Source organism: Nocardia goodfellowii, assembly GCF_017875645.1.
In the GTDB taxonomy this organism is placed as follows: domain Bacteria; phylum Actinomycetota; class Actinomycetes; order Mycobacteriales; family Mycobacteriaceae; genus Nocardia; species Nocardia goodfellowii.
This window is the reverse complement of sequence record NZ_JAGGMR010000001.1, coordinates 2,302,470-2,327,263: the sequence shown is the minus strand read 5'-3', so window position 1 is coordinate 2,327,263 and position 24,794 is coordinate 2,302,470. Positions and strand designations below refer to the sequence as shown.

At 67.8% G+C, this 24,794-nt stretch carries 21 protein-coding genes, 1 tRNA gene and 1 pseudogene; 10 read left to right on the top strand and 13 right to left on the bottom strand.

Annotated elements, in window-relative coordinates; translation table 11 throughout:
- The first annotated feature begins 27 nt into the window (after nucleotides 1–27).
- Entirely contained in the window at nucleotides 28–1,716 is a 1,689-nt protein-coding gene (locus BJ987_RS10255) for a hydrogenase maturation protein (RefSeq protein ID WP_245365891.1), read from the top strand.
- A 16-nt stretch (nucleotides 1,717–1,732) separates the two neighbouring features.
- The gene (locus BJ987_RS10250) at nucleotides 1,733–2,599 is read left to right on the top strand and encodes an MHYT domain-containing protein (RefSeq protein ID WP_209887374.1); all 867 of its coding nucleotides are present in this window, start codon (nucleotides 1,733–1,735) and stop codon (nucleotides 2,597–2,599) included.
- On the opposite strand, the gene BJ987_RS10245 is transcribed toward BJ987_RS10250, so the two are convergent.
- Entirely contained in the window at nucleotides 2,586–2,873 is a 288-nt protein-coding gene (locus BJ987_RS10245) for a hypothetical protein (RefSeq protein WP_209899737.1), read from the bottom strand. The two genes, BJ987_RS10250 and BJ987_RS10245, sit on opposite strands and share 14 nt — an antisense overlap.
- 230 nt (nucleotides 2,874–3,103) lie before the next feature.
- Between BJ987_RS10245 and BJ987_RS10240 the strand changes: the two genes are divergently transcribed.
- Complete coding sequence (locus BJ987_RS10240; protein ID WP_209887371.1) at nucleotides 3,104–4,618, top strand: flavin-containing monooxygenase; 1,515 nt, start codon at nucleotides 3,104–3,106, stop codon at nucleotides 4,616–4,618.
- 124 nt (nucleotides 4,619–4,742) lie between these two features.
- Here BJ987_RS10240 and BJ987_RS10235 read toward each other — a convergent pair whose 3' ends face one another.
- The 3 genes from BJ987_RS10235 to BJ987_RS10225 all read right to left on the bottom strand — a co-directional run bounded on the left by BJ987_RS10235 (nucleotide 4,743) and on the right by BJ987_RS10225 (nucleotide 6,665).
- Complete coding sequence (locus tag BJ987_RS10235; protein WP_209887368.1) at nucleotides 4,743–5,114, bottom strand: hypothetical protein; 372 nt, start codon at nucleotides 5,112–5,114, stop codon at nucleotides 4,743–4,745.
- Nucleotides 5,115–5,187: 73 nt separating this feature from the next.
- Nucleotides 5,188–6,366, bottom strand: coding sequence for a DUF6973 domain-containing protein (locus tag BJ987_RS10230; protein WP_209887365.1), 1,179 nt, complete (start codon nucleotides 6,364–6,366; stop codon nucleotides 5,188–5,190).
- Entirely contained in the window at nucleotides 6,366–6,665 is a 300-nt protein-coding gene (locus tag BJ987_RS10225; protein ID WP_209887362.1) for a hypothetical protein, read from the bottom strand. Before BJ987_RS10225 ends, BJ987_RS10230 begins: the two co-directional genes overlap by 1 nt.
- 289 nt (nucleotides 6,666–6,954) lie before the next feature.
- Here BJ987_RS10225 and BJ987_RS10220 point away from each other — a divergent pair, with 289 nt between their 5' ends.
- Entirely contained in the window at nucleotides 6,955–7,818 is an 864-nt protein-coding gene (locus BJ987_RS10220; RefSeq protein ID WP_209887359.1) for an alpha/beta fold hydrolase, read from the top strand.
- Between the two features lie 138 nt (nucleotides 7,819–7,956).
- Nucleotides 7,957–8,355: a DUF4870 domain-containing protein gene (locus BJ987_RS10215; RefSeq protein ID WP_209887357.1), complete on the top strand. Its 399-nt coding sequence runs from the start codon at nucleotides 7,957–7,959 to the stop codon at nucleotides 8,353–8,355.
- Between the two features lie 216 nt (nucleotides 8,356–8,571).
- On the opposite strand, the gene BJ987_RS10210 is transcribed toward BJ987_RS10215, so the two are convergent.
- Nucleotides 8,572–9,531, bottom strand: a complete 960-nt coding sequence (locus BJ987_RS10210; RefSeq protein WP_209887353.1) for a zinc-binding alcohol dehydrogenase family protein — start codon at nucleotides 9,529–9,531, stop codon at nucleotides 8,572–8,574.
- A gap of 61 nt (nucleotides 9,532–9,592) precedes the next feature.
- Here BJ987_RS10210 and BJ987_RS10205 point away from each other — a divergent pair, with 61 nt between their 5' ends.
- Nucleotides 9,593–10,237, top strand: coding sequence for a TetR/AcrR family transcriptional regulator C-terminal domain-containing protein (locus BJ987_RS10205; RefSeq protein WP_209887350.1), 645 nt, complete (start codon nucleotides 9,593–9,595; stop codon nucleotides 10,235–10,237).
- Nucleotides 10,238–10,519: 282 nt separating this feature from the next.
- A complete protein-coding gene (locus BJ987_RS10200) occupies nucleotides 10,520–12,025 on the top strand; it encodes an MFS transporter (protein ID WP_307869560.1) in 1,506 nt (501 codons plus the stop codon).
- Nucleotides 12,026–12,060: 35 nt separating this feature from the next.
- On the opposite strand, the gene BJ987_RS10195 is transcribed toward BJ987_RS10200, so the two are convergent.
- From BJ987_RS10195 to BJ987_RS10160, 8 genes are all read right to left on the bottom strand, one after another.
- Nucleotides 12,061–12,137, bottom strand: a tRNA-Leu gene (locus BJ987_RS10195).
- A 416-nt stretch (nucleotides 12,138–12,553) separates the two neighbouring features.
- The gene (locus tag BJ987_RS10190) at nucleotides 12,554–14,056 is read right to left on the bottom strand and encodes an amino acid permease (protein WP_307869559.1); all 1,503 of its coding nucleotides are present in this window, start codon (nucleotides 14,054–14,056) and stop codon (nucleotides 12,554–12,556) included.
- A gap of 50 nt (nucleotides 14,057–14,106) precedes the next feature.
- Complete coding sequence (locus BJ987_RS10185; protein ID WP_209887346.1) at nucleotides 14,107–15,573, bottom strand: peptide MFS transporter; 1,467 nt, start codon at nucleotides 15,571–15,573, stop codon at nucleotides 14,107–14,109.
- Nucleotides 15,574–15,921: 348 nt separating this feature from the next.
- Complete coding sequence (locus BJ987_RS10180; protein WP_209887343.1) at nucleotides 15,922–16,899, bottom strand: Ppx/GppA phosphatase family protein; 978 nt, start codon at nucleotides 16,897–16,899, stop codon at nucleotides 15,922–15,924.
- Entirely contained in the window at nucleotides 16,896–17,414 is a 519-nt protein-coding gene (locus tag BJ987_RS10175) for a DUF501 domain-containing protein (protein WP_209887340.1), read from the bottom strand. Before BJ987_RS10175 ends, BJ987_RS10180 begins: the two co-directional genes overlap by 4 nt.
- Nucleotides 17,415–17,487: 73 nt before the next feature.
- Nucleotides 17,488–18,144, bottom strand: a complete 657-nt coding sequence (locus BJ987_RS10170) for an FtsB family cell division protein (protein ID WP_209887337.1) — start codon at nucleotides 18,142–18,144, stop codon at nucleotides 17,488–17,490.
- Between the two features lie 16 nt (nucleotides 18,145–18,160).
- Nucleotides 18,161–19,447 carry a phosphopyruvate hydratase gene (gene eno, locus BJ987_RS10165; RefSeq protein WP_209887334.1) on the bottom strand — a complete coding sequence of 429 codons (1,287 nt, stop codon included), beginning with the start codon at nucleotides 19,445–19,447 and terminating at the stop codon, nucleotides 18,161–18,163.
- A 135-nt stretch (nucleotides 19,448–19,582) separates the two neighbouring features.
- Entirely contained in the window at nucleotides 19,583–20,293 is a 711-nt protein-coding gene (locus BJ987_RS10160; RefSeq protein ID WP_209887331.1) for a lytic transglycosylase domain-containing protein, read from the bottom strand.
- A gap of 279 nt (nucleotides 20,294–20,572) precedes the next feature.
- Here BJ987_RS10160 and BJ987_RS10155 point away from each other — a divergent pair, with 279 nt between their 5' ends.
- The 3 genes and pseudogenes from BJ987_RS10155 to BJ987_RS37205 all read left to right on the top strand — a co-directional run.
- Nucleotides 20,573–22,084 carry an ABC transporter substrate-binding protein gene (locus BJ987_RS10155; RefSeq protein ID WP_209887328.1) on the top strand — a complete coding sequence of 504 codons (1,512 nt, stop codon included), beginning with the start codon at nucleotides 20,573–20,575 and terminating at the stop codon, nucleotides 22,082–22,084.
- Nucleotides 22,081–23,115, top strand: coding sequence for an ABC transporter permease (locus BJ987_RS10150; protein WP_307869558.1), 1,035 nt, complete (start codon nucleotides 22,081–22,083; stop codon nucleotides 23,113–23,115). The genes BJ987_RS10155 and BJ987_RS10150 overlap by 4 nt, the downstream gene beginning before the upstream one ends.
- A pseudogene (locus tag BJ987_RS37205) lies at nucleotides 23,112–24,743 on the top strand (ATP-binding cassette domain-containing protein); the annotation flags it as partial. The gene BJ987_RS10150 and the pseudogene BJ987_RS37205, both read left to right, overlap by 4 nt.
- Nucleotides 24,744–24,794 lie beyond the last annotated feature (51 nt).

Here is a 24,794-nt window from a genome sequence, read left to right as displayed (position 1 = left end):
GCAGATATCCGCCTGATGGAGTAAACCTTGCGCATCCTGCTGGTCGCCAGCGCGTTCAACAGCCTCACGCAGCGCGTCCACACCGAATTACGAGCCCGTGGCCATCAGGTCGGCGTCGAGCTGGCATTAGGCGACGAACCGCTGCGCGCCGGGGTCGCGCGCTTCCAGCCGGAGCTGATCCTCGCGCCGATGCTGACCAAGGCGATCCCGGAAGATATCTGGACCGAGCACACCGTGCTCATCCTGCATCCCGGCCCCAAGGGCGACCGGGGTCCCTCTTCGCTGGACTGGGCGATCAGCGAGGGCGCGCGGACCTGGGGTGTGACCGTGCTGCAGGCGGTCGCCGAAATGGACGCCGGCCCGATCTGGGCTTCGGTGCCGTTCCCGGTGACCGCGGTCGGCAAGAGCTCGCTGTACCGCAATGAGGTCGCCGATGCCGCGCTGGCCGCGGTGCTGCTGGCGGTGGAGCGGTTCGAGAGCGGCGAATTCACCCCGGAGCCTTTGGATTACGCCCGGCCGGACGTGCGGGGCCGGTTGCGGCCCTACCATGCCCAGCCGTACCGGAGCATCGACTGGACCGCCGACAACACCGCCACCGTACTGCGCAAACTGCGCGCCGCCGACTCGCAGCCGGGCGTCCTCGACGAACTGTTCGGCCACGAATTCTTCCTGCACGGCGGGCACAACGAGGACCAGTTGCGCGGCGTGCCCGGCACCGTGCTCGCCACCCGCGACGGCGCCATCTGCCGGGCCACCGTCGACGGCGCGGTGTGGCTGCCGCAGCTGCGCGCCCGGCGCACCCCGGGCGGCCCACCGACCTTCAAACAGCCCGCGACCGATGTCCTCGGCGAATTGCTGCCCGCGGTGCCGGAGGTGCCGGTCTCCCCCGCCGTGGCCGCGACCCGTGACACCTGGTCGGAAATCCGCTACCGCGAACGGGATTCGGTCGGCTACCTGGAATTCGCCTTCGCCGGTGGCGCGATGAGCACCGATCAGTGCCGCCGCCTGCTCTACGCCTACGAGCAGGCCCGCACCCGTCCGATCAACGTGCTGGTCCTGGGCCCCGAACGGGACTTCTTCTCCAATGGCATCCACCTGAACGTAATCGAGGCCGCCGCCGATCCGGGCGCGGAATCGTGGCGCAATATCAACGCGATGGACGATCTGGTCGAGGCCATCCTCACCACGACCGACAAGGTGGTGATCGCCGCGCTGCCCGGCAACGCCGCGGCCGGCGGCATCATGCTGGCGCTGGCCGCCGACGAGGTGTGGTGCCGCGAATCCGCCGTGGTCAACCCGCATTACCAGCTGATGGGCCTGTACGGCTCGGAGTACTGGACCTACACGTTGCCGCGCCGGGTCGGCGCCGCGACCGCCGAACGCCTGACCCAGCAGACGCTTCCGGTCGGCGCCCGCGCCGCCCACGCGCTGGGCCTGGTGGATCAGGTGATCCCCGGCAGCCCGGCGGCGTTCTGGGCCTGGGTGCGCACCGAAGCCACGGCGCTGGCCGATTCGCCGGAACTGGCGGACCGCGTAGTCGAGAAGAAGCGCCGCCTCGCGGCCGACGAGGCCGTCAAACCCCTTTCCGCGTACCGCGCCGAGGAACTCGCGCGGATGAGCGAGAACTTCGCACCCGGTTCGCCCTATCACGAATTGCGGCAGAACTTCGTCTACAAGGTTTGCGCGACCGCGACCCCGGCCCATCTGCTCGGCTGAAAACAACGGAGCACCAATGCAACTCGATCACTTCAGCTACGGATTGGTCACGCCCGTCGTGGCCTTCTGCATCTCTGTTCTCGGCTCATTGCTCGGACTGCGCTGTACCTCCCACGCAAGGCTGGCCGAATGGCCGGTCGGCTGGCTCGCCGCGGCCGCGGTCTCGCTCGGCGGCGCGGGCATCTGGGTCATGCACTTCACCGCCATGCTCGGCTTCGCCATTCCCGGCGCCACGATCCGCTACGACGTCCCGCTGACGCTGCTCAGCGCCGCCATCGCGATCGTGTTCGTGTGGATCGGGCTGTCCATCGTGGTCCGCGGCGGACGCGAGATCATCGCGCTCCCGGTCGGCGGCGCGATCACCGGGCTCGGTGTAGCCGCCATGCACTACCTGGGCATGTTCGCCATGAAGACCGGCGTGGAGATGGAGTATTCGACCGGCACGGTAGCGCTGTCGATCGTCATCGCGGTGGTCGCCGCGACCGCCGCGCTGTGGTTCATGCTGCACGTGCGCGGCCTGTTCGCCACCCTCGGCGCGGCGACCATCATGGGCCTGGCCGTGTGCGGAATGCATTACACCGGAATGTATGCCATGCACGCCACGCACAGCACCCAGCACGCCGCCGTGACTCCGGACAGCGGCGTCGAACCCACCCAGTTGCTCACCCCGCTCATCGTCACCATCACCCTGGTGCTGATGATGCTGGTCATCCTGGTCGGTTTCGCCGAGATCGACGAGCGCAGCACCCGCGACATACGTCTGGACCGCGCGCCGCGCGAGCCGTCCACGCACTGGCCGACCACCGACGAGGTCCGCAACCGCGGGTCCGCCGATTGGGGACTGCGGCAACCGGCGCACGGCCGGGAACTCAGCCGCCGCTGACTCGAGCGGACCGACCGCCGGGGTCGCTCCAGATATCGGGGGCGACCACGGCGATGGAACGACCCTGCGGATCGAGGACCCGGCCCAGCAGTTTGTCGTGCCGCAGCGTGACGACCAGCTCGGGATGTGCTGGGGCAAGCCAGGTTTCGAAGCGCAGGACATCGGCGACCGAGTGCAGGCCGACCTGATCATGGCGGTGGACGGGTACCTGAGCCTGAAAGATCTGACCCCCGAGGCATTGCGTGCCGTCCGCGGGTAACCGCTCGCGTCGCACGGGGATTGCGTGGCACCGCATTTAATGCATTGGCAACAACTCATTCTCCGGAAACGTCGCGGCGACTGATCGACGAATCAAATGAAACCTTCGGCTGGGTGTGGCGATCCGACGCTACCGACAGGTGTGGTTTAAAGTTCCGTTGCCATTCACGCTAATTGCGTGGACTTCATGCAGCGCTCTTTGTGTTTTGAACCCACCTTCTTCGACCATGCTGAGGAGTCCGTTCGATGTCATCTGCTCGCTCGTCAACAGCGACGTACGCGGTCGCGATCGTGGGCGCTGGGTTCGCCGGGGTAACCATGGCCAAACGGCTGAAAGACGCGGGGATATCGGATTTTGTCATCCTCGAGGAAGCGGAGGGGGCAGGCGGCGTATGGCGGGATAACGTCTATCCCGGATGCACTTGCGATGTGCCCTCCCATCTTTACAGCTTCGGCTTCGATCAATTCCGGGATGCACGGGTTCGGTATCCCAGCCAGGCGGCGATCTTGGATTACATGCGTCAGGTCGTGCGCGATCATGATTTGGAACGCCATCTGTATACCCACGCCGGGGTTTCGGCCGCCACTTTCGATGAGGTCGCGGGCCGCTGGACTTTGATTACGCCGCGCGGCCCGATCCAGGCCGGCGCGGTGATCTGGGCTATCGGGCAATTGCATCGTCCTCGGATACCAGAGTTTCCCGGGACCGATCAATTCTCGGGGCGTGCGTTCCATTCCGCGGATCGGGCGCAATGGGCGGTGCCCGACGGCATGGACGGCGATATCGCGGTGGTCGGCACCGGATCGAGTGCGGCGCAGATGCTTCCGGAGCTCGCCCGCACGGCGCGGTCGGTGACGGTGTACCAGCGGTCCGCGGCGTGGGTGCTGCCCAAGCCCGCCGCTCGGTTCGGACCGGTGGCGCAGTGGGTGCTCGAACATGTGCCGGGCGCGCATCGGGCGCACCGCGCGGCGCTGTCGTATGTGGGCGACGCGGTGCTCGCGCCGATCATGCGCGGCGGCTGGTCCGCGCTGCCGGCCGAGTGGCTGGCGCGCTGGCAACTGCGACGCCAGGTGCCCGACCGCGCGCTACGGCGCAAATTGTTGCCGCCCTACGCGATCGGCGAGAAACGCATTCTGATGGACAGCAATTTCTACCCCGCGCTGATGCGGCCCAACGTCGAGCTCGTCACCGACGCCATCGACCACCTGACACCCGCGGGAATCCGCACCGTGGACGGACGCGAGCGGCGCGCGGACGTAATCGTGTGGGCCACCGGCTTTCAGGCCCAGCAGTTCTTCGGCGGCGTCACGGTCACCGGGCGCGACGGTGCCGATCTGCACCGGGTGTGGGACGAGTGGGGTGGCCCGCAAGCGTTTTGGGGCCTGGCTGTCCCACAGTTTCCGAATATGTACATGATCGCGGGCCCGCACAGCTTCACTCCGGCGAACTCCAACCCGCTGATGAAGGATGTCCAGGCCCGCTACATCGTGCGCTGCCTCCGATTGGCTGCCCGGCGCGGCGCGCCGATCGAGGTCTCCGAGGCGGCGATGACGAAATATCGAGCGTGGCTGACAACCGCCATGGCAGCCACGGTGTGGCCGCAAGGCGCGGCCAGCTGGTTCAAAAGCGCCGAGCGAGTGACCAACCCGTGGCCGAGCACCGTGCGGGAGTTCGAACAGCGACTAGCCCACAGCCCGGCCTACTCGTTCACCACAGCGCCGCCCAGCCCAGCCCGCACCTACGTGCGAAGCCGCACATGAGCGGCGAATAGGCGCCGGTCGCGAACTCTCGTCGCTGATGCGTTGCCATCAGCGACGAGACGGTCGTAAGCAGCGGGTCTCGCACATCGTGCCCAAAAGGCCCGCCTGCCAACGCTTCCGTGAGCTACCTGCCCGCCCGTCGTCCATCCGGATCCGTCATCTCGATGACGCCGGCGCGCGCCCGCAGCACAACATCCGGACGGTATTCCCCCTCGGCGAGCGCGGCGAGTTGGCCCAGGCTCAGCATCCGGACGATGCTGCCGTCGCGTTGGAAGACCAAGAGGTTGCCGTCCTGGATGTAGTCTCCGCCGTAGGTGCCGTCTCCCTCGACCTCGACGGTTCGGCCCAACTCCCGTTCGATCTGTGCGCCGGTCGCGGGTCCGGTGAGCACGTGCACCGAGGTCCAGTCGCCCGGGGCCAGCTCCACGAGTGGTCGCGAGCCGCCGGAACGGGCCAGCTCGACGATCGCCGTCTCGAGCTTTTCGTCGAATTCCACCGTTACTCCCGAAATGTTCGCGCCGCACCCCGTCAGCAGTGCGAGAAGTACAAGCAGGGTCAAGTGCCGCATGTCAGTACTGGTCCGGTTTCGCCGTCGGCCGGCCGGGATCGCGGTCGTCAGCACGCTCCGGATTCGTGGTCGGCCAAGGCGAACTCGGGGTATCGCGGGTGCCGCCGGGATTCACTTCGTTGGAGGGTACGAGTATGTCGTTTCGGTCGATGACCACCGTTTTGCCGTCATCGACCGCTCGCTTGACCAGATTCGCCAACTGCTCGGGACTGGCGTCGGGGTTGGCTCGCGCGATCTGGCGGCCCACCTCATTGTTGTGCAGGTCCATCGCCACCGGGACCTGATGGCTGGACGGATTCCGCTCGTGGGCGGTGGTGAACTCTCTCGTCCACTGCTCGCCGTAGCGCTGCGTCATGACCGCATTCCAGTAGGCATGCCGGAAGGCGTCCATGTGCCCGTCCGTTTTGCCCATTCCGTTGAACTTCTGCCCGGCCACATGAAGCGCGTCCTGCCGAATGTCGGCGAACTCTTTGAGCCCCATGAGTCCCTTACGCATTTGCAGGTCGTCGAGCATTCTTATCTCGGCCTCGGTGAGCCGCTCCCGGGAAACCCCTCTCCGATCCGCGATCCAGCCGGTCAGGCCGGTCGGCCATATCTGCGTGCCGTCGGTTTTGACCTGGTACTTCGCCAGCAGATCGCGATGGCGCTGCTCGTCGACGATGCGATCTTCGCCGGCCGCGGCGGCTGCCGCGAGAGTAGTGGCTCCCGCGTCGTCGATCTCGCCGGACAGGACGCGGCCGAGCACGGAGTTCAGCTCGGAGTCGATGGTGGCGGCTCGGGCCAGGACGGCCTGCACCTCCATCCGCAGGGCCGTCTCCGTGAAGAACCCCTCAGCGTTCGAGGTTTCGACCACGGTGCCGTTCTCGATCCGGTAGCCGTACTTGGCGGCCAGTTCCTCCGTCGCTGTGACGCTGCGAACCAGGTCCCGCACAGACAGCTCGGTGTCGTCGATGATCTTCACCGCCGCAGCGACTCTCGCGGCGAACTCCTCCAACTCTTGACGACGGATGCGAAGGCGGGACGCGGCGGCTTCCGCGGCCGGCCCGTCCCACCGGGCCGGTTGCGCATCGTCGAGTTCGTCTTGTAGATCGACAACGAGCTTTTTCTGCGCCGCGAGGCGGTCGCCGATTTTGCCGACCGCATCGGGCTGCCACTGCTTGAGTTCGTCCCAGGTAGCCACTACAGGCCACCTGCCTCGATGCCCCGCGCACCGGCTCTGTCCTGCGTTCGGTACGTGTCAGCGGCCGAGGCCGCCGTGGCCGCGTAGACATCCATGCCCTTGGCCCACTTCTTGCCGGCGGCCTTCCAGTGCCGGGCGAGCTTCGCTGCGGTCGTAGCGGACTCCGTCCCGGGCAGCGCGGCGGCAAGTTCCGCCACCCGGCCTACCTCCAGTTCGCGTACGACACCCGCTGCCTGCCGCGCGGCCTCGGACGCGGCGCGTAGCGCGCCAGGAGTGACTTCGAACCCGAACACTGCCATCTCTCCCCCACTCTGTTCGTGAATCCCCCACCGCAGGCCCGGAAGCCACAGATCGGTGACAACGTTCCAGTATCTCGAATGTCCGCCCGGTTCGGAAGCCAAGAGCCGCAGGTAATTTCAGTGGCTTGCGGTCGAAGGGATCCGCGGATCAGGGCGGGTGAAATCGATTGGTCCAGTCGGTGCGGAACAGGCGAGCGACCCGATCACCCAGATCGGGTCGTTCGAGGACATGGATTCAGGTCAGCACACCGCGCGATGAATTCTCGCCGCCGGACACGTCAGTATCAGCATGACCACACACCAGCTCGAAGTCCCCGGCGCAACGCTCACCTACGACGTCCACGGCCCACTCCCGACCGCCGATGGACGACCCCCACTGCTCATGACCGGCCTCCCCATGGACGCCAGCGGATTCACCACGCTCGCTTCCTATTTCACCGATCGCACCGTGGTCACCTACGACCCGCGCGGACTCGGCCGCAGCGTCCGTTCCGACGGACAGGTCGACAATGTTCCCGACGTACACGCCGCCGACGTGCACGCCGTCATCGAGGCCCTCGGCGCCGGCCCGGTAGAGCTCTTCGCCAGCAGCGGCGGAGCCATCGTCGCGCTGGCGCTCGTGACCGCGCACCCCGAGGCCGTGACCACATTGGTGGCCCATGAACCACCCATGCTGACAGTGCTCCCCGATGCCGAGGCCGCCGCACGCGCGGCGGACGGATATCGCGACGCCTACGCGGCGAAGGGCTTCGGCGCGGGCATGGCGGCCTTCATCGCGATGACGTCCTGGCAGGGCGAATACACCGACGACTATTTCGCCGCGCCCGCCGCCGATCCCGCGCTGTTCGGCCTGCCGGTCGAGGACGACGGCGCCCGCGACCACCCGCTGCTGTCACAGCGTTCCCGCCCGGTCCTCGCCTATCGCCCCGACATCGGCGCTCTCACCGCGGCCTCGACCCGGATCGTCCTCGGCTACGGCGAGGAGTCGAAGGGCACGGTCACCGAACGAACCTCCACGGCGATCGCCCACCGGCTCGGCCACAAGCCGGTTCTCTTCCCGAGCCATCACGGCGGCTTCACCGGCCCCGAGTCCGGATATCCGGGTGAACCGGAGGCATTCGCGCGAGTCCTGCACGAGGTGCTCGACAGCTGATCCAACGCGCGTTTCGAGGCCCACGGCAGTAGTCTCGAGACAACCATGGCGAGGCCCCTCGTCCTCGGATGGCCACGCCCTATCCCACATACTGAAACCTGGGATCGGTAGGAGAGGTGGGGGGTGTCTACTTACCCCATGACATCTTCGCAATTCCCCACGAACCAACCACAATCCGCCGGCTTGGACAAGAAAACCAGCGCGATCCTGTCCTACGCGCTGGGCTGGCTCACCGGAATCATCTTCCTCTTTGTGGGAAAGAACGATCCCGACGTGAAATTCCATGCCTCCCAATCGATCATCTTCTTCGGCTCGGTCTCGGTGGTCAACATCGTGCTGAGCATCATCGGCTCGCTGCTCGGAGCCCTGGGCATCATCTTCAGCCTCATCGGCTTCGCGGTCGCGGTCTTCGCGGTCGTCGTCTGGATCATGGCGATGCTCCAGGCGAACAAGACCGGTGGTGTCCGGGCAGAACTACCCTTCATCGGCAGCTTCGTCGCCCCGTACGCCGATCGGTTGGCCAACTCGGTCAAGTGACGGCAAAGCCGAAGGCTCCGAACGGCTTTCGCGGCGGTGACTGACCGAAGACCAACGGCCCGAGGCTATCTCGGGCCGTTGGTCTTGCGGGCGCAACCCGGCTATGTTGCTCGCAGTCGATGACCCGCGACCCCCGGGATGCGCCGCCCGCCAATCGATGTCAGCAATATCGGCCAACAGTGCCGGCGCTGGTGGCCCCGCACGCGGTCATCCCGGTCAGTCCGGGACGATGACGGCCCGGCTGTGCCCCTGGTGCGCCCAGGCTTCGCCGACGCGGCTGAGCGGGTACGCGGTGTACGGCGCGTCGAAGGTGCCGTCGGCGAAGCGGGCAAGGATGGCGGGAAGCTCGGCGATCATTTGCTGCTTCGATACCGAGCCCATGCCACTGCCTCTGACCCGGAGTCGTCGGCTGCGCAGTAGCGCCGCGGGCAGCGCTGCCTCGGTTCCGGCGAGCGAGCCGATCTGCACGTAATCGACCAGCACGCTGTCGTCGACCGGGGCGGTCTGCCCCAATGCCGCGAAGGCGGCCTCGGCGACGGGACCCCACACATAGTCGAGGACGAGGGCGGGCTGCATCTCGGCAACGACCGATCCGAGGGCGTCCGACCAGGTGTCGGGTGCGTCCGGTGCGAGCGGAACGGTGACTACGCGCGGGCCGCGCAGTCGCTCCAGCGCGGTGCGGTCACGCCCGACCGCAATGACCTGTTTCGCACCGAGGGACAGCGCGGCCCGCACCGCCAGACCGCCGGAGGCGCCGGTCGCACCGAGCACCAGCACGGTGCCGAGCTCGCTTGCCTCCGCGAGCCGGGCAATCAGCGGCATCCAGCCGGAGAGGGCGGGATTCATCCCGGCGGCGACCGCAAGCGGATCGACCCCGGCGGGCAGCTCGACCTCGAACGGCGTGACCAGCCATTCCGCCATAGTCCCCCACGGCGATCGGGCGAAGCCGGTGAAGACGAGTCGGCCGTCGCCGGTCCGGGCCACGGCGTCGACGCCCGGCACAAGGGGATATGCCTGGACACTGCCGTAATGGCCACCGGTGGCCTGCCCACGGACGATGTGGTGCAAACCGGCGCCCACCAGCCGCAGCGGTGCCTGACCCGGCCGTTGTTCCGGATCCGGGAAGTCCGCGCAGACCGGTGTCGCGCCGGGGGTATTGACGACTGCTGCACGCATTGGCGAGCTCCTTAACTAAGTTAATCTACGATGCCGAAAACAGTGCCTTAACGTTGTTAAGATGTCAACCGTGGCAAAGGGAATCACGCGGGAGCGGATCGTGGCAGCGGCACTCGAACTGCTCGATGAGCAGGGCATGGACGCCCTCACCGTCCGCGCGCTCGCCTCCCGGCTCGACGTCAAGGCACCCGCCCTGTACTGGCACGTCCGCGACAAACAGGAGCTGCTCGACGAGATGAGCACCTTCGTCATGCGCCGCGTCACCGGTGCCCTCGCGGCGATCCCGCCGGGCGGCGAGTGGCGGGACGACGTAGCCGCCTACGCCCGCGTCCTGCGGTCGCAGTACCTGATGCACCGGGATGGTGCGCGCACCTTCAGCGGCACGCGTTTCACCGACCCTGAACTGGTGAAGGCGAAAGAATCGTGGCTCGCACGCTTGACCGCGGCCGGGTTCTCACTGCCCCAGGCAGACGACACCCTCGATCTGGTGGGCGCCTTCGTGGTCGGCTTCGTCATCGAAGAGCAGGAGCGCAGCCCGTCCGCCGGCGCCGACCCCGATCGATACTCGCTCGCCGGACGTGATGCGTGGCTCGGCGAAGGCGCCGAACTGGTCAAGGCCGCCGGGCATCTCCGCGACGACGGCGACCCGAGGTTCGAACGGCAGCTCGCCGTTCTCCTCGACGGGCTCGCGGCCCAACTGCCCTGACAGCCGGCCGCACCGTCGCAAGAGGTAACCACACGGGGTCCAGCCCTGAGAAACGCTCCGCCCCTGGACAAGTGAACTTCTTCCGCTCACCGCACGTGTCGAGCGCTCCCATTGTCAGAGTTCCTTAACTTAGTTAAGGTGAAGCCGTGTCAGCGGGAATCACACGGAGCTGACCGCAGGTCACCGCGTTCATCAGCTTCGTGATCGAGGAGACGACCACACGTCCCCCGCGACATCACTCCCGTGCGGCACCGACCGCACGACCATCGCAAAGGAGCTTTCGTGAACACCACGCCGGACACCGGCCTGCCACCGGACACGACACGGCACAGACGGTGGAACAAGCGCCTCGCCGCACAGATCGCGGCACTCCTCATCGGGAACCTGATGGCGGACACCGTGATCGTGGCGCCGCTGCTCTTCCTCCCGCAGATGCTCGAGCACTTCCAAACCGATCAGGCGGCCTGGATCAGCTCCAGTGCGGTGCTCGCCGGTGCGCTGTGGGCCCCGCTGCTGGGCCGGAGCGCCGACCTGCGCGGCAGGCGCCGGATGCTCCTCATCACGCTACTCATCGGCTGTATCGGCTCCGTCATCTGCGTGATAGCGCCGAACATGCTGGTGTTCATCCTCGGACGCCTGGCCCAAGGCGCCGTCATCGCGTCGGTCTTCCTCTCCGCCACGATCGTCCGCGAACTCTGTGAACCACGGATCGCGATGCCCGCGGTCGGGATCGTCACCACCGGCTCCGCAGTGCTCAACCTCGGCGCCGCCTTCTTCTACGAGGATCTGGTCGCCGAGCTGGGCTTCCGCGTCGTCTTCATGACGGCAGCCGCACTCGGTGCCGTCGCCGCCGTCGCCGTGCGCGCCACCATCCCAGAATCCACGACCAGGACGTCGGGCCGGCTCGACGTCGGCGGGGCCGTCCTACTGGGCACCGGCCTGGCCACGGTGCTCGGCTATATCAGCCTGGGTCCGGAGTTCGGCTGGTTCGGCGCGATCCCGCTGACCCTGCTCGGCGCCGGTCTGATCGCGCTGACGTGCTGGGTGCGGCATTCCCGGCGGGTTACCGATCCGGTGATCGACATCAGAAACCTCGGGCGGCCCCTGCTGCTCACACTGCTCGTCATCGTGCTCGCCACGGGGGCGACGCAGAGCATGGATCAGCTCCTCAGCCTGATCGCCCAGGTCTCGCACGAGCAGCAGCTCGGCTACGGGCTCGGCGCCCAGGGAATGCTGGGCCTGCTGTTCGGGATTCCCGCGATCGGGGTTGTCGTCGGCGGAGTGTTCTCGGGCTGGCTCGCGACTCGGATCGGACCGGCGGCGACGCTGGCCGCCGCCACGACGGTCGGCACGGTCGGCGCCGCCGGGATGCTCACCGGGGCGTCCTGGCTGCCCGCCGCGATCGCCTGCTCCTTTCTGCTGCAGTGCACGTTGGGTGCGCTCCTGACCACCGGCTTCAACCTGGCGGGATCGCTCGTGTCGGCCGATCGCCAGGCCGCGGTCTCCAGCATGGTCGCGGTCGTGGGCGCGTTCGGCTCAGTGGTCGTGACGTTCGTGGGTGCGGCCGTGCTCTCGTCCACTCAGACGATCATCGACGGGACGACGGTGAACTCCGCGACGGGCGTGTACAGCTACATCACGATCGCGGCCGCCATGCTGGCGGTTGCCACCGTGCTCGCTGTCGGCCTGAGCCGCCGGCCGTCGTCCCGATTCGCCGTGCCCGATGGAAATGGCATGGCTCGGGGCGGTATTGACGGTTCCGCCCGACGACCCCAGGGCGGACTATGACGAACTCCCAGGTCAGGCCCAGTGTGGTTCTGGTTTGGTGCCCCCAGTCGGACTCGAACCGACACTTTGCGGATTTTAAGTCCGCTGCCTCTGCCAATTGGGCTATGGGGGCGTGGAGGTTCAGACTACCGACTCGTACGGCTGTACCGGAATTCCGGCAGCCATCCTTGCAATGTTCCCCGGCGACGGATTGGCAAACATCTCAGCTGGGCGGGTTAGGGTTCGATAGCGGTCGGCTATGGTCTGAGATCGCGGCGATCGGTGAGTTACTTGCGGATGGCAGGGTAGCTACTGGCTGACGTGGTGTCGGCCGTGGTCGCGGCAGCGGTGGGGACTGCCGGGATCGCGTCCGCCACATTGGAATTGGACGCTTGACCTGGGCGTATCACCGAGGGGTTCGGCTCAGCGAAAACGCGGCGAACCAAGAGTATTTGGCAACTCGCACAAGAGCCCCGCAACCTGGCCGCAACTCCTGCTGACGCAGTCGATAAGGGGCCCGCGACGGTCCGCGGGCCCCTTATCGCCGGGTTACTTCCGCTCGGCTTCAGCCTTGCCCAGCAGCGAATGCCGGCGGCTGTAGACGAAGTAGAGCACCATGCCGATCGCCATCCAGATGACGAACCGCAGCCAGGTCTCCACCGACAGGTTCAGCATCAGCCACAGGCAGGCCAGCACCGCCAGGATCGGGATCACCGGGACCCACGGGACGCGGAAGCCGCGCGGCAGGTCGGGGCGGGACTTGCGCAGGATCAGCACCCCGATCGAGACCAGCACGAAGGCGAACAGCGTGCCGATGTTGACCATCTCCTCGAGCGTGCCGAAGTCCACGAAACCGGCGAGCACCGCGCAGACCACGCCGACGATGGCGGTCAGCCGCACCGGCGTGCCCTTGGAGCCGGTGTGCGCGAGCTTGCGCGGCAGCAGGCCGTCCCGGGACATGGCGAACAGCACGCGGGTCTGACCCAGGTACATCACCATGACGACGGTGGTGAGGCCGGCCAGCGCGCCGATGGAGATCAGGTTCTTCGCCCAGTCCGCGCCGTGGATGGCGAATGCCGTTGCGAGCGTGGCATTGTCACCTTGCAGATCGGTGTAGGGCACCATGCCGGTGAGCACCAGCGAGACCGCCACGTAGAGCACGGTGACGATGGCCAGCGAGCCGAGGATGCCGCGGGGCAGCGCCTTCTGCGGGTTCTTGGTCTCCTCCGCGGCGGTGGCCACGACGTCGAAACCGATGAACGCGAAGAACACCAGGCTCGCCGCGGAGAGCAGGCCGAACCAGCCGAAGCTGCTGCTACCGGCGCCGGTGAGCAGGGAGAACAGCGACTGATGGATACCGCTGCCGCCGTCGCCGGCCGGTTCCGCCGGCGGGATGTAGGGCGAGAGGTTGTCCTTGTTGAAGTAGGTCAGGCCCACCACGAGCACCAGCGCGATAACGGCCAGCTTGATGGCGACCGCGATGGCCGACACGCGCGAGGAGACCTTGGTGCCGACGGCCAGCAGCACGCCGAGGATGGCGATGAGCAGCACCGCACCCCAGTCGAAGGAGATCGACCCGAAGTGCACGGTGGTCTCGCTCGACAACACCGTGGCCAGGTATTGCGACCAGCCCTTGGCGACCACGGAGGCGGCGAGCGCGAACTCCAGGATCAGGTCCCAGCCGATGATCCAGGCGGCGAGCTCACCGAAGGTGGCGTAGGAGAAGGTGTAGGCGCTGCCCGCGACCGGCACCGTGGAGGCGAATTCCGCGTAGCACAGCGCGGTCAGGCCGCAGGCGATCGCGGCGAGCACGAACGCGAGCGACACCGAGGGTCCGGCGACGTTGCCCGCGGTGCGCGCGGTCAGGGTGAAGATGCCCGCGCCGATCACGACCGCGACGCCGAAGATGGTGAGATCCCAGGCGGTCAGGTCTTTTCGCAGCTTCGAGTCGGGTTCGTCGGTGTCCCGGATGGACTGCTCGACCGATTTGGTCCGGAACAGTCCCGTGCGGCGTGGCACCGGAACCTTGTCCGGTGTTTCCTGGATCGCCACTGATTTCTCCTTCAACAAGGGGTTGAGCTTCAGCGCACTGGCCGCGGCGGCTAGTGGACGCCTTCCATACGCCGGCTGATCCACGGGACCAGCCCGAGGACAACCAGACCCGCGGCGATCGCCGCCGCGCCGATGAGGCCGAAGTAGGCGGTCTCGTTTTCATCGGAGTAGAAGCGGGCCAGCACGCCCGCCATGGAAGTTCCGATTCCGACAGAGAAGAAGTACAAAGCCATCATCTGCGCACGGAAGGCTTTCGGGGCGAGTTGCGTGGTAACCGCCAGTCCGATCGGCGAGAGCAGCAACTCGGAGACGGCGAACGCGCCCATGATCAGCAGCACGAACAGCGCCGGCACACTCTTGCCCGAGTAGCCGGACAGCGGGACGAACAGCAGGAACGCCGCGCCCATGCCGATCACGCCGAGCGCGAACTTGCGCGGCGTGCTCGGCGCGCGCGAACCCAGCTTGGTCCACATCAGGGCGAACAGCGGCGAGAGCGCGATGATCCACACCGGTTCGGCCGAGCCGATCCAGTTCGAGGGAGCTTCCCACCCGAAAATGCTCCAGTTCATCCGCTCGTCGGAGTAGACCGCGAGCACGGTGAAGATCTGCTGGAACAGCGACCAGAACACCGCGTTCGCGATGAACAGCGGGATGAACGCGCGCACCCGGGTGCGCTCCACCGCGTCGACCTTCTTGCTGGTCAGCATGATTACGAAATAGGCGAGCGAGGCGACCACGATGATGCCGGTGGTGACCTCGGCCAGGTTTTCCAGCGTGACGAGCCCGGTGGCCCAGGCCGCGGCGATCAGCATCGCGGCGAGGGCGGCGAGGCCCGCCACCTTCGGGATCGCGGTGTGCGGCAGCGGGTTCGGTACCTCCCGGCCGGCGGTGCCGAGGTTGCGCCGGAAGACCGCGTACTGAGTCAGGCCCAGCGCCATACCGATGGCGGCGGCGCCGAAGCCGTAATGGAACCCGACGCGCGATTGCAGCAGACCGGTGAGCAGCGGGCCGACGAAGGCGCCGAGGTTGATACCCAGATAGAACAGCGTGAAGCCGCCGTCGACGCGCGCGTCGCCCTTCGGATAGAGCGTGCCGAGCAGGGACGAGGCATTGGCCTTCAGCGCGCCGGAACCGAGCGCGATCAACGGCAGGGCGATCCCGACACCGGCCAGGCCGGGGATGACGGCGAGCGCGAGGTGACCGCACACGACGATGATGCCGCCGTAGAAGACGGTCCGCTCCATGCCGAGAACACGGTCGGCGATCCAGCCGCCGAGGACCGTGGACAGGTAGACCAGGCCGCCGTAGGCGCCGACGATGCCGACACCGGTGGCCTTGTCGAGGCCCAGTCCGCCTTCGGTCGCCGAGTAGTACAGGTAGTACCCGAGGATGGTGAGCATTCCGTAGAAGGAGAAGCGCTCCCACATCTCGACACCGAACAGGTTGGTCAACCCGATCGGATGACCGAACAGAGTCCGACCAGCCACGTCTTGATCGGGTACCACACTTTGGGACATACCCGAGAGATTGGCATAAATCGCAACTGTGCAGCAAATCACCCTCGGCGTGCCGCGAATCCGAATGCTCGATGGGGTATGTCCGGATCGACGCGACGGCTGTGCACCGAAGCAAAATTCCTGGGCGCGAATCGCGCAGTTTGCGCTGGTAAACGGACCGCGAGTGGGCAATCGGCCGCCGTATGCGACCTCCGCCACGTTCACTATTCCAGACGTTTGTCTGCGGAAAATTTGCTGGAGATTTTCGTCATCGCAGATCGCTCTGACTGCGCTTCGATCCGTACCGGCGTGTCGCGACGACCTTCAGCCCCGGCGATCGCCGGGGCTGAACGGCCGCAGAGGTGCGGTTCAGGCGATGGACAGGGCGATGCCGTCCAGGATGTCGTGCTCACTCACGACTAGTTCGGTGATATCCGCGCGGCTCGCCAGTTCCGCGGCGAGCACCTCGGTGATGACACCGCCGCCGCCGATGACGTCGACTCGGCCGGGGTGCATGGGCCCCAGGGCGGCACGCTGGTCGTGGTTCATGCCGATCAGCCGATCACAGACCGCGCGAACCTCGTCCAGGCTCAGACGGGTGAGATGCACCTTCGCCGAGTCGTACTCGGGCAGGTCCAGGGCGACGGCGGCGATGGTGGTCATCGTCCCCGCGACGCCGACCCAGGTCCGGGCACCGTCCACCGGGACCCGCGCGAAGGCCTCAGCGAGTCGCTCGGCCGCGAATTCCTGTGCCGCCGAGACCTGTTCCGGGGTGGGCGGATTACCCGGGAGGCAGCGCTCGGTGATGCGGACGCAACCGATATCGGCGGAGAACGCCGCCCGCACCCCGGAGCTGTCGCCGAAAACCAATTCGGTGGAGCCGCCGCCGAGATCGACGACGACGAACGGGCCCTCGGCGTTCGACAGCTCGCCGACAGCGCCGGAAAAAGACAGCCGCGCTTCCTCGTCACCGGTGATCACCTCGGCTTCCGCGCCCGGCACCACGGTGCCGAGTTCGGTACGGGCCATGGCGAAGAAGTCCTCGCGATTGGAGGCGTCGCGGGTGGCGGAGGTGGCGACCATACGAACCCGGGTGACGCCCGCGTCCCGCATGAGTGTCGCGTAATCGGCCAGCGCGACGCGGGTGCGTTCGATCGCTTCGGGATTCAGCGCGCCGGTCGCGTCGACACCCTGACCGAGCCGCACGATCCGCATCTCGCGGTGCACGTCGGCCAGTTTGCCGTCGGCGAGCACGTCGGCGATCAGCAGTCGAATGGAGTTGGTACCGCAGTCGACAGCCGCGACCCGGCTGCCCTGCCCCGCGGCGTCGCTACGCGATTCGGTCATAGATCTCGTCCCGCCTCGTATTTCGGCCAGTCCGCCGGAACGGCGGTACCGCGCAGCCCGTTCTCGGCCGCCAGCGCGACCGCCTCGTCACCGAACGGGTTCACCCCCGGGCCCTTCGCCAAGGAATGGGCGATCAAGACGTGCAGGCATTTCACCCGCTCCGGCATGCCGCCGCCGGTGAAGTCCGTACCGAGCGACTCGATCTCGTTCCGCTCGGCCAGGTAGCTCTCGTGCGCACGCCGGTAGGCCGCGGCCAGTTCCGGATCGCGCGCCAGCCGTTCGGTCATCTCGCGCATCACACCGGCGGACTCCTGCCGGCTCGCCTCGGCGGTCAGCCGCGGATCCGTCAGGTAGTACAGCGTCGGGAAGGGAGTGCCGTCCGGCAGCCGCGGCGCGGTCTTCACCACCGCGGGCAGCCCGTCCGGGGTGCGGTAGGCGACGGCCAGCACGCCGCGCGGTTCCCGGCCCAGCTGGCCGGCGATGATTTCCAGATCGCGTTCGGTCGGTGCGGTCACCGCTGCGCCTCGCCGGCGCTCGGCTGCGCGGTGACCGGAGGTGCTGTGTTGATAGTTCCCTCGCTTCGCTCGGTCATCTGGGTCCTTCCGGATCGGCCGCCGGCGGGGCGGGCGCCGGTGCCGGCTCCGTCGCGGGAGCCGGCGGCTGGGAAATGGTCTCCCAGAGTTCGGTGTACCAGGGATCGGGTGTCTTGGATTTGGTCGGCGCGGGCGGCGGAGCGGGCGCCTCGATGCCCGGCACCTGCACGATGTAGGGCGTCTCCCCCGGCATGACCAGGCGCAACCGGTTGCGCGCCTCGGAGATGATGTAGCGCTGGTCCTGTTGCTGGGCACGGCGATCGCGCAACCGATCCAGATCGGCCTCCAGATCGCGCCGCTGCTGGGCGAGTTCCGCGGCCTCGGCCCGCTGGGAGAAATAGGTGCGCATCGGGACCGCGAGGGTCAGCGCGAGCGCGCACACCACCACCGCCAGGATGACCGCCTTACCGGTGGGCAGCCCGAGAATGGTGCGTTCGTGCTTGTCGCTACGAGAGGTCTTGCGCGGGCCGGTCTTTCGCACTGTCGGCGACGAATCCACCCGTCGCCGCGCGCGTTTGACGGCCGCGGGCCGCGCGGCGGTCTCGGTATCCGAACCCGCTCGCGGCCGGGACCTGGCAGCACGCGACGTGCGGCGGTCCGGGGCCTTTTTCGGTCGGCCTGACCCGGTGCCGCGCGCACGTCGCTCCGCCATGATCTGCTCCTAGTGCTTAACCCTCGAACACGAACCGCGGGAACGCGACATCGCCGGCGTAGCGCGCCGAATCGCCCAGCGCGTCCTCGATCCGCAGCAGCTGGTTGTACTTGGCGACGCGCTCGGAGCGAGCCGTGGCGCCGGTCTTGATCTGGCCCGAGCCCACCGCGACGGCGAGATCGGCGATGGTGGTGTCCTCGGTCTCGCCGGACCGGTGCGACATCATCGTCTTGTAGCCGTTGCGGTGCGCCAGCTCTACGGCGTCCAGAGTTTCGGTCAGGGTGCCGATCTGGTTGACCTTCACCAGCAGCGCGTTGGCCGCGCCCTTGGCGATGCCCTCTTCCAGGCGCTCCGGATTGGTGACGAACAGGTCGTCGCCGACCAGCTGCACCTTGTCGCCGATGGCGTCGGTGAGCGCGACCCAGCCGTCCCAGTCGTCCTCCGACAGCGGATCCTCGATGGACACGATCGGGTACGCCGAGAGCAGTTCGGTGTAGAACTCGTTCATCTCGGCGGCGCTGCGCACGCTGCCCTCGAACTTGTAACCGCTACCGGCGGTGTAGAACTCGGTGGCGGCGACGTCCAGCGCGAGCGCCACGTCGGTGCCGAGCTTGTAGCCCGCCTTGTCGATGGCGACGGCGATCAGGTCCAGCGCGGCGCGGGTGCCCGCGACATCGGGCGCGAAGCCGCCCTCGTCACCCAGGCCGGTGGCCAGGCCCTGGGCCTTGAGCACCGACTTCAGCGAGTGGTAGATCTCCGCACCCCAGCGCAGCGACTCCTTGAAAGTCGGGGCGCCGATCGGGGCGATCATGAATTCCTGCACGTCCACGCTGGTGTCGGCGTGCGCGCCACCGTTGAGGATGTTCATCATCGGGACCGGCAGCACGTGCGCGTTCGGGCCGCCGAGGTAGCGGAACAGTTCCAGGCCCGAGGATTCGGCGGCGGCGCGGGCCACGGCGAGCGAGGCGCCGAGCAGCGCGTTCGCGCCGAGCCGGGACTTGTCGGGGGTGCCGTCCAGATCGAGCAGCACCTGATCGACGGTGCGCTGCTCGACCGCGTCCAGGCCGATGATGGCCGGCGCGATCTCGTCGAGCACGCCCTCCACGGCTTTCTGCACACCCTTGCCCAGGTAGCGATCGCCACCGTCGCGCAGCTCGACCGCTTCGTGCTCACCGGTAGAGGCGCCCGACGGAACGGCCGCGCGGGTCAGGGTGCCGTCGTCGAGGGCGATTTCCACCTCGACAGTGGGGTTTCCGCGCGAATCCAGGATCTCGCGAGCTCCGACCTGTTCGATGATTGCCACGAAAACGACACTCCTTCGGCTGCTGGCACGGCAGATGACGGATGGGGCCGTGCGGAGCCGAGCCTAGCGCAGTGCTGTGCGGCCCGACCCTTGGCACACACTCAAAAAGTCCCTGGAACTGTCGGGGCGCGCACCTCACACCCGCCGGCCGACGCTATAGGCGGCGGCGCGGTCGCGCACGGTGCGCATGTACTGATTGGACTGGTTGTAGGTCAGAAGCGCGCGATGCCAACCGACTTCGGAGGTGAGATCGCCGCCGCTCGCGCACAGGTATCGCGCCGCGGTGAGCGCCGCGTCGTCGATGCTGTGCGGATCGGCGAAACCGTCGCCGTTGGCGTCTACGCCCCAGCGCCGCCACGTCTCCGGGATGAATTGCAGTGGGCCGACGGCGCGGTCGTACACCGTGTCGCCGTCGAGCTTGCCGCCGTCGGTATCCCTGATTTCGGCGACGCCCGGCGCACCGTCCAGCGGTATCCCGATGATCGGCGGGCGTACGGCGCCGTCGGCGCCGGGCTCCGACCTGCCGTGGGTGCCGTGTTTGCTCTCCACGCTGGCGATCCCGGCGAGAGTCGTCCAGGCGATGCCGCAATCCGGCCGGGATCTGGCCATGACCGCCGCGGCGTACCCGTAGGCCGACAGGGCGACATCCGGAATGCCGAGGCCGCTCTGCCCGTCGGCCCAGTCCGTCAGTTGTGCGGCGGAACGGCCGGGCGCATCGAGATCGATCGCGGGCACGGGCAGGCCCGGCCCGGGCGGTATCCCCTCGGGGATCGGTGTCAGCGTGCCCGCGCCCCCGCATCCGGCGAGAACCAGGGTCACCATCGCAGCGGCCACAACGCCGGTCATTTTCGGGAGCACTCCTCCATCATCCAGGTGTTTCGGAGTGCTCCCCCGGATTGCGACGAACAACGCAAACGAGGGCCGGTGGCGATCGTCGTCCGGCGCGTCGTCGCAGGTCCGCGCGGCGCGTTCGAAATACCTGCGACGGCGGCCGTTTGGTGGTGTGCGCGCCGGGCGACTGTGCGGGGAGCCGATATCCGGCGAGCCGCCAGGCGAATTAGGCTAGCCTGGCCTGGCCGTCGGCGTGTTCCGGCGGGGCACGCGGTTATCGAGGAAGGCACCGGCATGGATTGGAATCGGCGACAGCTGCTACGAGGCGGCGTAGGAGTCGGAGCGCTACTGCTGCTGGCCGCGTGCTCGGACGGCGAGAAGTCCAGCGGGCCGGCGCGCGGCGGGACGCTCCGGGTCGGCGCGGTGGGCACCGCGGCGCGGATCGAACGCGACCCGCACGCCAATCTCAGCAACGACAGCGACTTCCTCATCACCGCACTGGTTTACGACGCGTTGACCGTGCCCGGCGCGGACCCGAACGTGGCGCCGCGGCTGGCGAGCAAGTGGGAGTCCGACGCCGAACGCAAGCGGTGGACCTTCACCCTCGCCGAGGGCGCGACCTTCCACGACGGGACGCCGGTCACCTCCGAGGATGTGGTGTGGTCGCTGCGCAGGCTGCGCACGGTCGGCGGGGCGTCGAAGATGCCGGTCGCCGCCGAAGACATCAACGCGGACGGGCCCAACCGGATCGTCCTGACCGTGCCGGAACCCAATTCCCAACTGCCGCTGCTGGTCCGGTTGATGACCTTCACCGTGAAGGCGGGCACCACCGATTTCACCAAGGCTGTCGGTACCGGACCGTTCCGGCTGGAGTCCTACCAGGGCGGCAACGCGCGGCTGGTGCGCAACGAGCGCTGGCACGGGCCCGCGCCGCTGCTGGACGCCATCGAGGTGACCATGTTCGAAAGCGCCACGGCGCTGGGCAACGCGGTGCTCGGCGGACAGATCGATCTGGCTTCCAACGTGGGCGCGATCGCCGGCCGGACCGCCGAGGGGCGGGGCGATCTGCAGGTCGTGCGGCGCTCGAACGACACCATGCTGGGTGTGGCGATGCGGACCTCGGACGGACCGTTCGCCGATGCCCGGGTGCGCACCGCGATCCGGCTCGGCGTCGACCGGAAAGCCCTGGTGGACCAGGTGCATTCGGGATACGGCACCGTCGCTAACGACATTCTCGGCACCGCCGACCCGAACTACGACACCTCGATCCCGCAGCGGGTCCGCGAGGTGGAACGGGCGAAAACCCTGCTGCGCGAGGCGAACTTCGATACCGGCAAGACCTATCCGCTGGTCACCAAAGCCGAAGCGCCCGGCGAGGTGGAGTCCGCCCGGGTGCTCGCCACCCAGCTCACCGAGATCGGGATCAAGCTCGAGATCGTCACGCAGGAGTCCAACGCCTTCTACGACCAGACCTGGTTGAACGCGCCGTTCTACACGGTGTCCTGGGGCACCAACGACTCCACCCTGTTCTACGCCGACAAACTGCTGTCGAGCCGGTCCAACCGCAACGAAACCGCCTTCAAGGACCCGGAATTCGACGCGGCCACCGCGAAAGCCCTCGCGGCGCGTGATGACGCGGAATACGTGGCGGCCTGCAAGACGCTGCAGCGGATCCAGCACGACCGCGGCGGCTATCTGGTGTGGGGCATGGCCGACGGCATCGACATCGCCTCCGCCAAGGTGCGTGACCTGCCCACGCTCGGCGGCTTCGCCCGCGTGCAGCTGGAACGGGCCTGGCTGGAGTGAAGTCCTTCGCACGACTGGTGTTCCGGCGCGTCGGCCTGCTGATCGCGCTGCTGGCAACGGTTTTCGTGGCCGTGGATCTGCTGCCGGGTGGAACCGGCCGCGCGGTCCTCGGCCGCGAGGCGTCGGCGCAGCAGGTCGCGGCCAAGGAACACGAACTCGGCCTGGACCGGCCGCTGGTCGTGCGATTCTTCGACTGGATGACGGGCGTGCTGACCGGCGACTTCGGTCGCACGGCGCGGGGCCGCTCCATCAATGAGCTGCTCGCGGACAAGTTTCCGCCGACGCTGCTGCTCGGTGGGCTCGCGCTCGTGGTGACGGTGGTGGTTTCACTGCTCGTCGGGGCATGGTGGGCCGCCGCCACACCGCCACTGGGAGCGGGCTCGAGACCCGAGCGCGTCACTGTGGGCGGCAGTGCCAGGACCGGCGCTCCGGAGCGGAACAACTCGGCCGGTTGGGCCGCCCGATCGCGGACCGCGCTGACCCGAATCCTGCAGCCAGCGACCACGGTTGCGGCGGCGGTGCCGGAATTCGTCCTCGCGACGCTACTGATCATGGTGTTCGCGTTGGCCACCGGCTGGCTGCCCGCCGTCACCATCACCGACCGCTCCGGGTTCCCGGTCAGCGCGGACATGCTGGTGCTGCCGGTACTCGCGCTGGCCATCCCGCAGATCGGCTGGAACACGCGGGTGGTGCGCGCCGCACTCGCCGACGCGGCGCAGGCGCCACACGTCGACAGCGCTGTCCTGGACGGCCTTTCGACTCGGGTGCTGCTGGTTCGCCACGTTCTTCCGTTCGCGGCGCCCACCATCGTGGCCAGCTTCGCCACCACCGTCGGCATGGTGCTCGGCGGCTCGCTGGTGGTCGAGACCATCTTCAATTATCCGGGACTCGGTGCCGTGCTGGCCGGTTCGGTCGCCGACCGGGATACCTCGGTCGTCGCCGCCGTCGTCGCCCTGTCCGGTGTGGCCATCATGGTGATGCTCGCGGTCGCCGACGGCATCCGCGCCTGGTCGCTGCGGGGGCGCGGATGAGACTGTCGCACTGGCGGGCGCGCCTCGCCCCGCTCCTGACCATCCTGCCCGCGCTGCTCGTCATCGTGGCCGCCGCGCTGGGGCCGTCGCTGGCGCCGCGCCCGGCGGAGCAAGCGATCGGCATTCCGTTCGGCCGGCCGAGTGCCGATGCCTGGCTGGGAACCGATCGCCTGGGCCGCGACGTGTTCAGCCAATTACTTTATGGCGGTTGGGGTCTGCTGATCGTGGCCGCGGCGATCGCCATTCTCGTGACCGCGGTGGCGTGTGTACTGGGTACGGTCGCGGCGCTGCGCCCGCGGGTCGGCGTTCTCATCGAGAGCGCGACCGATTTCGCGATGCTGATGCCCGCCGTGCTCGGCATCCTGCTCGTGCTGACCTCCTGGCCGGACGCGGGCACCTACGGACTGGTCGTGGTCGCGCTGCTGTTCGGGGCGCCCTACTGCGCCCGGGTCTTCGCGGCAGCGGCAGCGGGAATCGCGGCCAGCGGCTACGTCGAAAGCGCCGAGGCCGGCGGTGAACGGCTGCCGCACCTGGTTTTTCGCGAAGTCGTCCCGAACCTGCGCCAGGTACTCGCCTCCCAGCTCGGCCTGCGTTTCGTCGTCGGCGTCTACATGGTCAGCACCGCGTCGTTCCTGCAGTTGCCGACCAGTCTGGGCGCCGCGAACTGGGCGGTCATGGTGCGCGAGAACACCTCCGGGCTGCTACTCAACCCGTGGTCCGTGCTCGCACCAAGCCTCGCGATCGCGATCGTCGCCGTCAGCGTGAACCTCGCGGTCGACGGATTCGGCCGCGCGGAAGGTCGATCCGGGCCGAGTGTGGACTCGGCCGATGCCGCGGCGCTGACATCACGATTCGGCTCGGCGCATCCCCTTGATCCAGCGGGTTCGGCGGAACAGGTCGATGCCGGTACCGAAGCGGGTTCCATCGGTTATCCCGAAACGACCGTAGACGGCGATGCGCGCTCCCCCGCCTGTCCGGAACGCCGAAGCGCCGGAACGGGACAGCCGCAGTCGAACGACACGACGGAGTTCCCGCCGGATGACGCGGTTGTGGTCGTCGAGGCGTTGGCTGTGCGCGGTCATAACGGCCAGGAGCTGTTCGGGCCCATCAGCTTTCGCATCAGGCCGGGCACAGTCACCGCGCTGACCGGTCCCTCGGGATCGGGCAAGACCACGCTGATGCGCGCTCTGCTCGGCCACCTACCGGCGGGTGCGGCTCGCTCGACCGGGTCGGTGACGGTAGCCGATCAGGATGTGTTCGCGCTGGATCCTGCTGCGCTGCAACGATTCCGCCACCGTCACATCGCCTATGTCGGCCAGGATCCCGGTTCGTCGCTCAATCCCCTCATGCGGGTCCGCAAGTTGCTGGCCGAGGTCGCGGACGATCCCGCCGACACCGCGCTGCTCGAAACATTGGCGCTGGTCGGGCTTTCCGCCGAACATCTGCGCCGGTATCCGGCAGAACTCTCGGGCGGGCAGCAGCGCCGCGTCGCCCTGGCCCGTGCGCTGGTGCGGCGCACCGAAATCCTCGTCCTCGATGAACCGCTCGCCGGACTGCACGGCACCCTGCGCACCGAAATCGCCGAGTTGTTGCGGCGCGTCGCGACCGAACGCGGCATCGCGGTGCTGCTGTCCGGGCACGACACCGCCACCATTCACGCCGTCGCCGACAGCATCCTC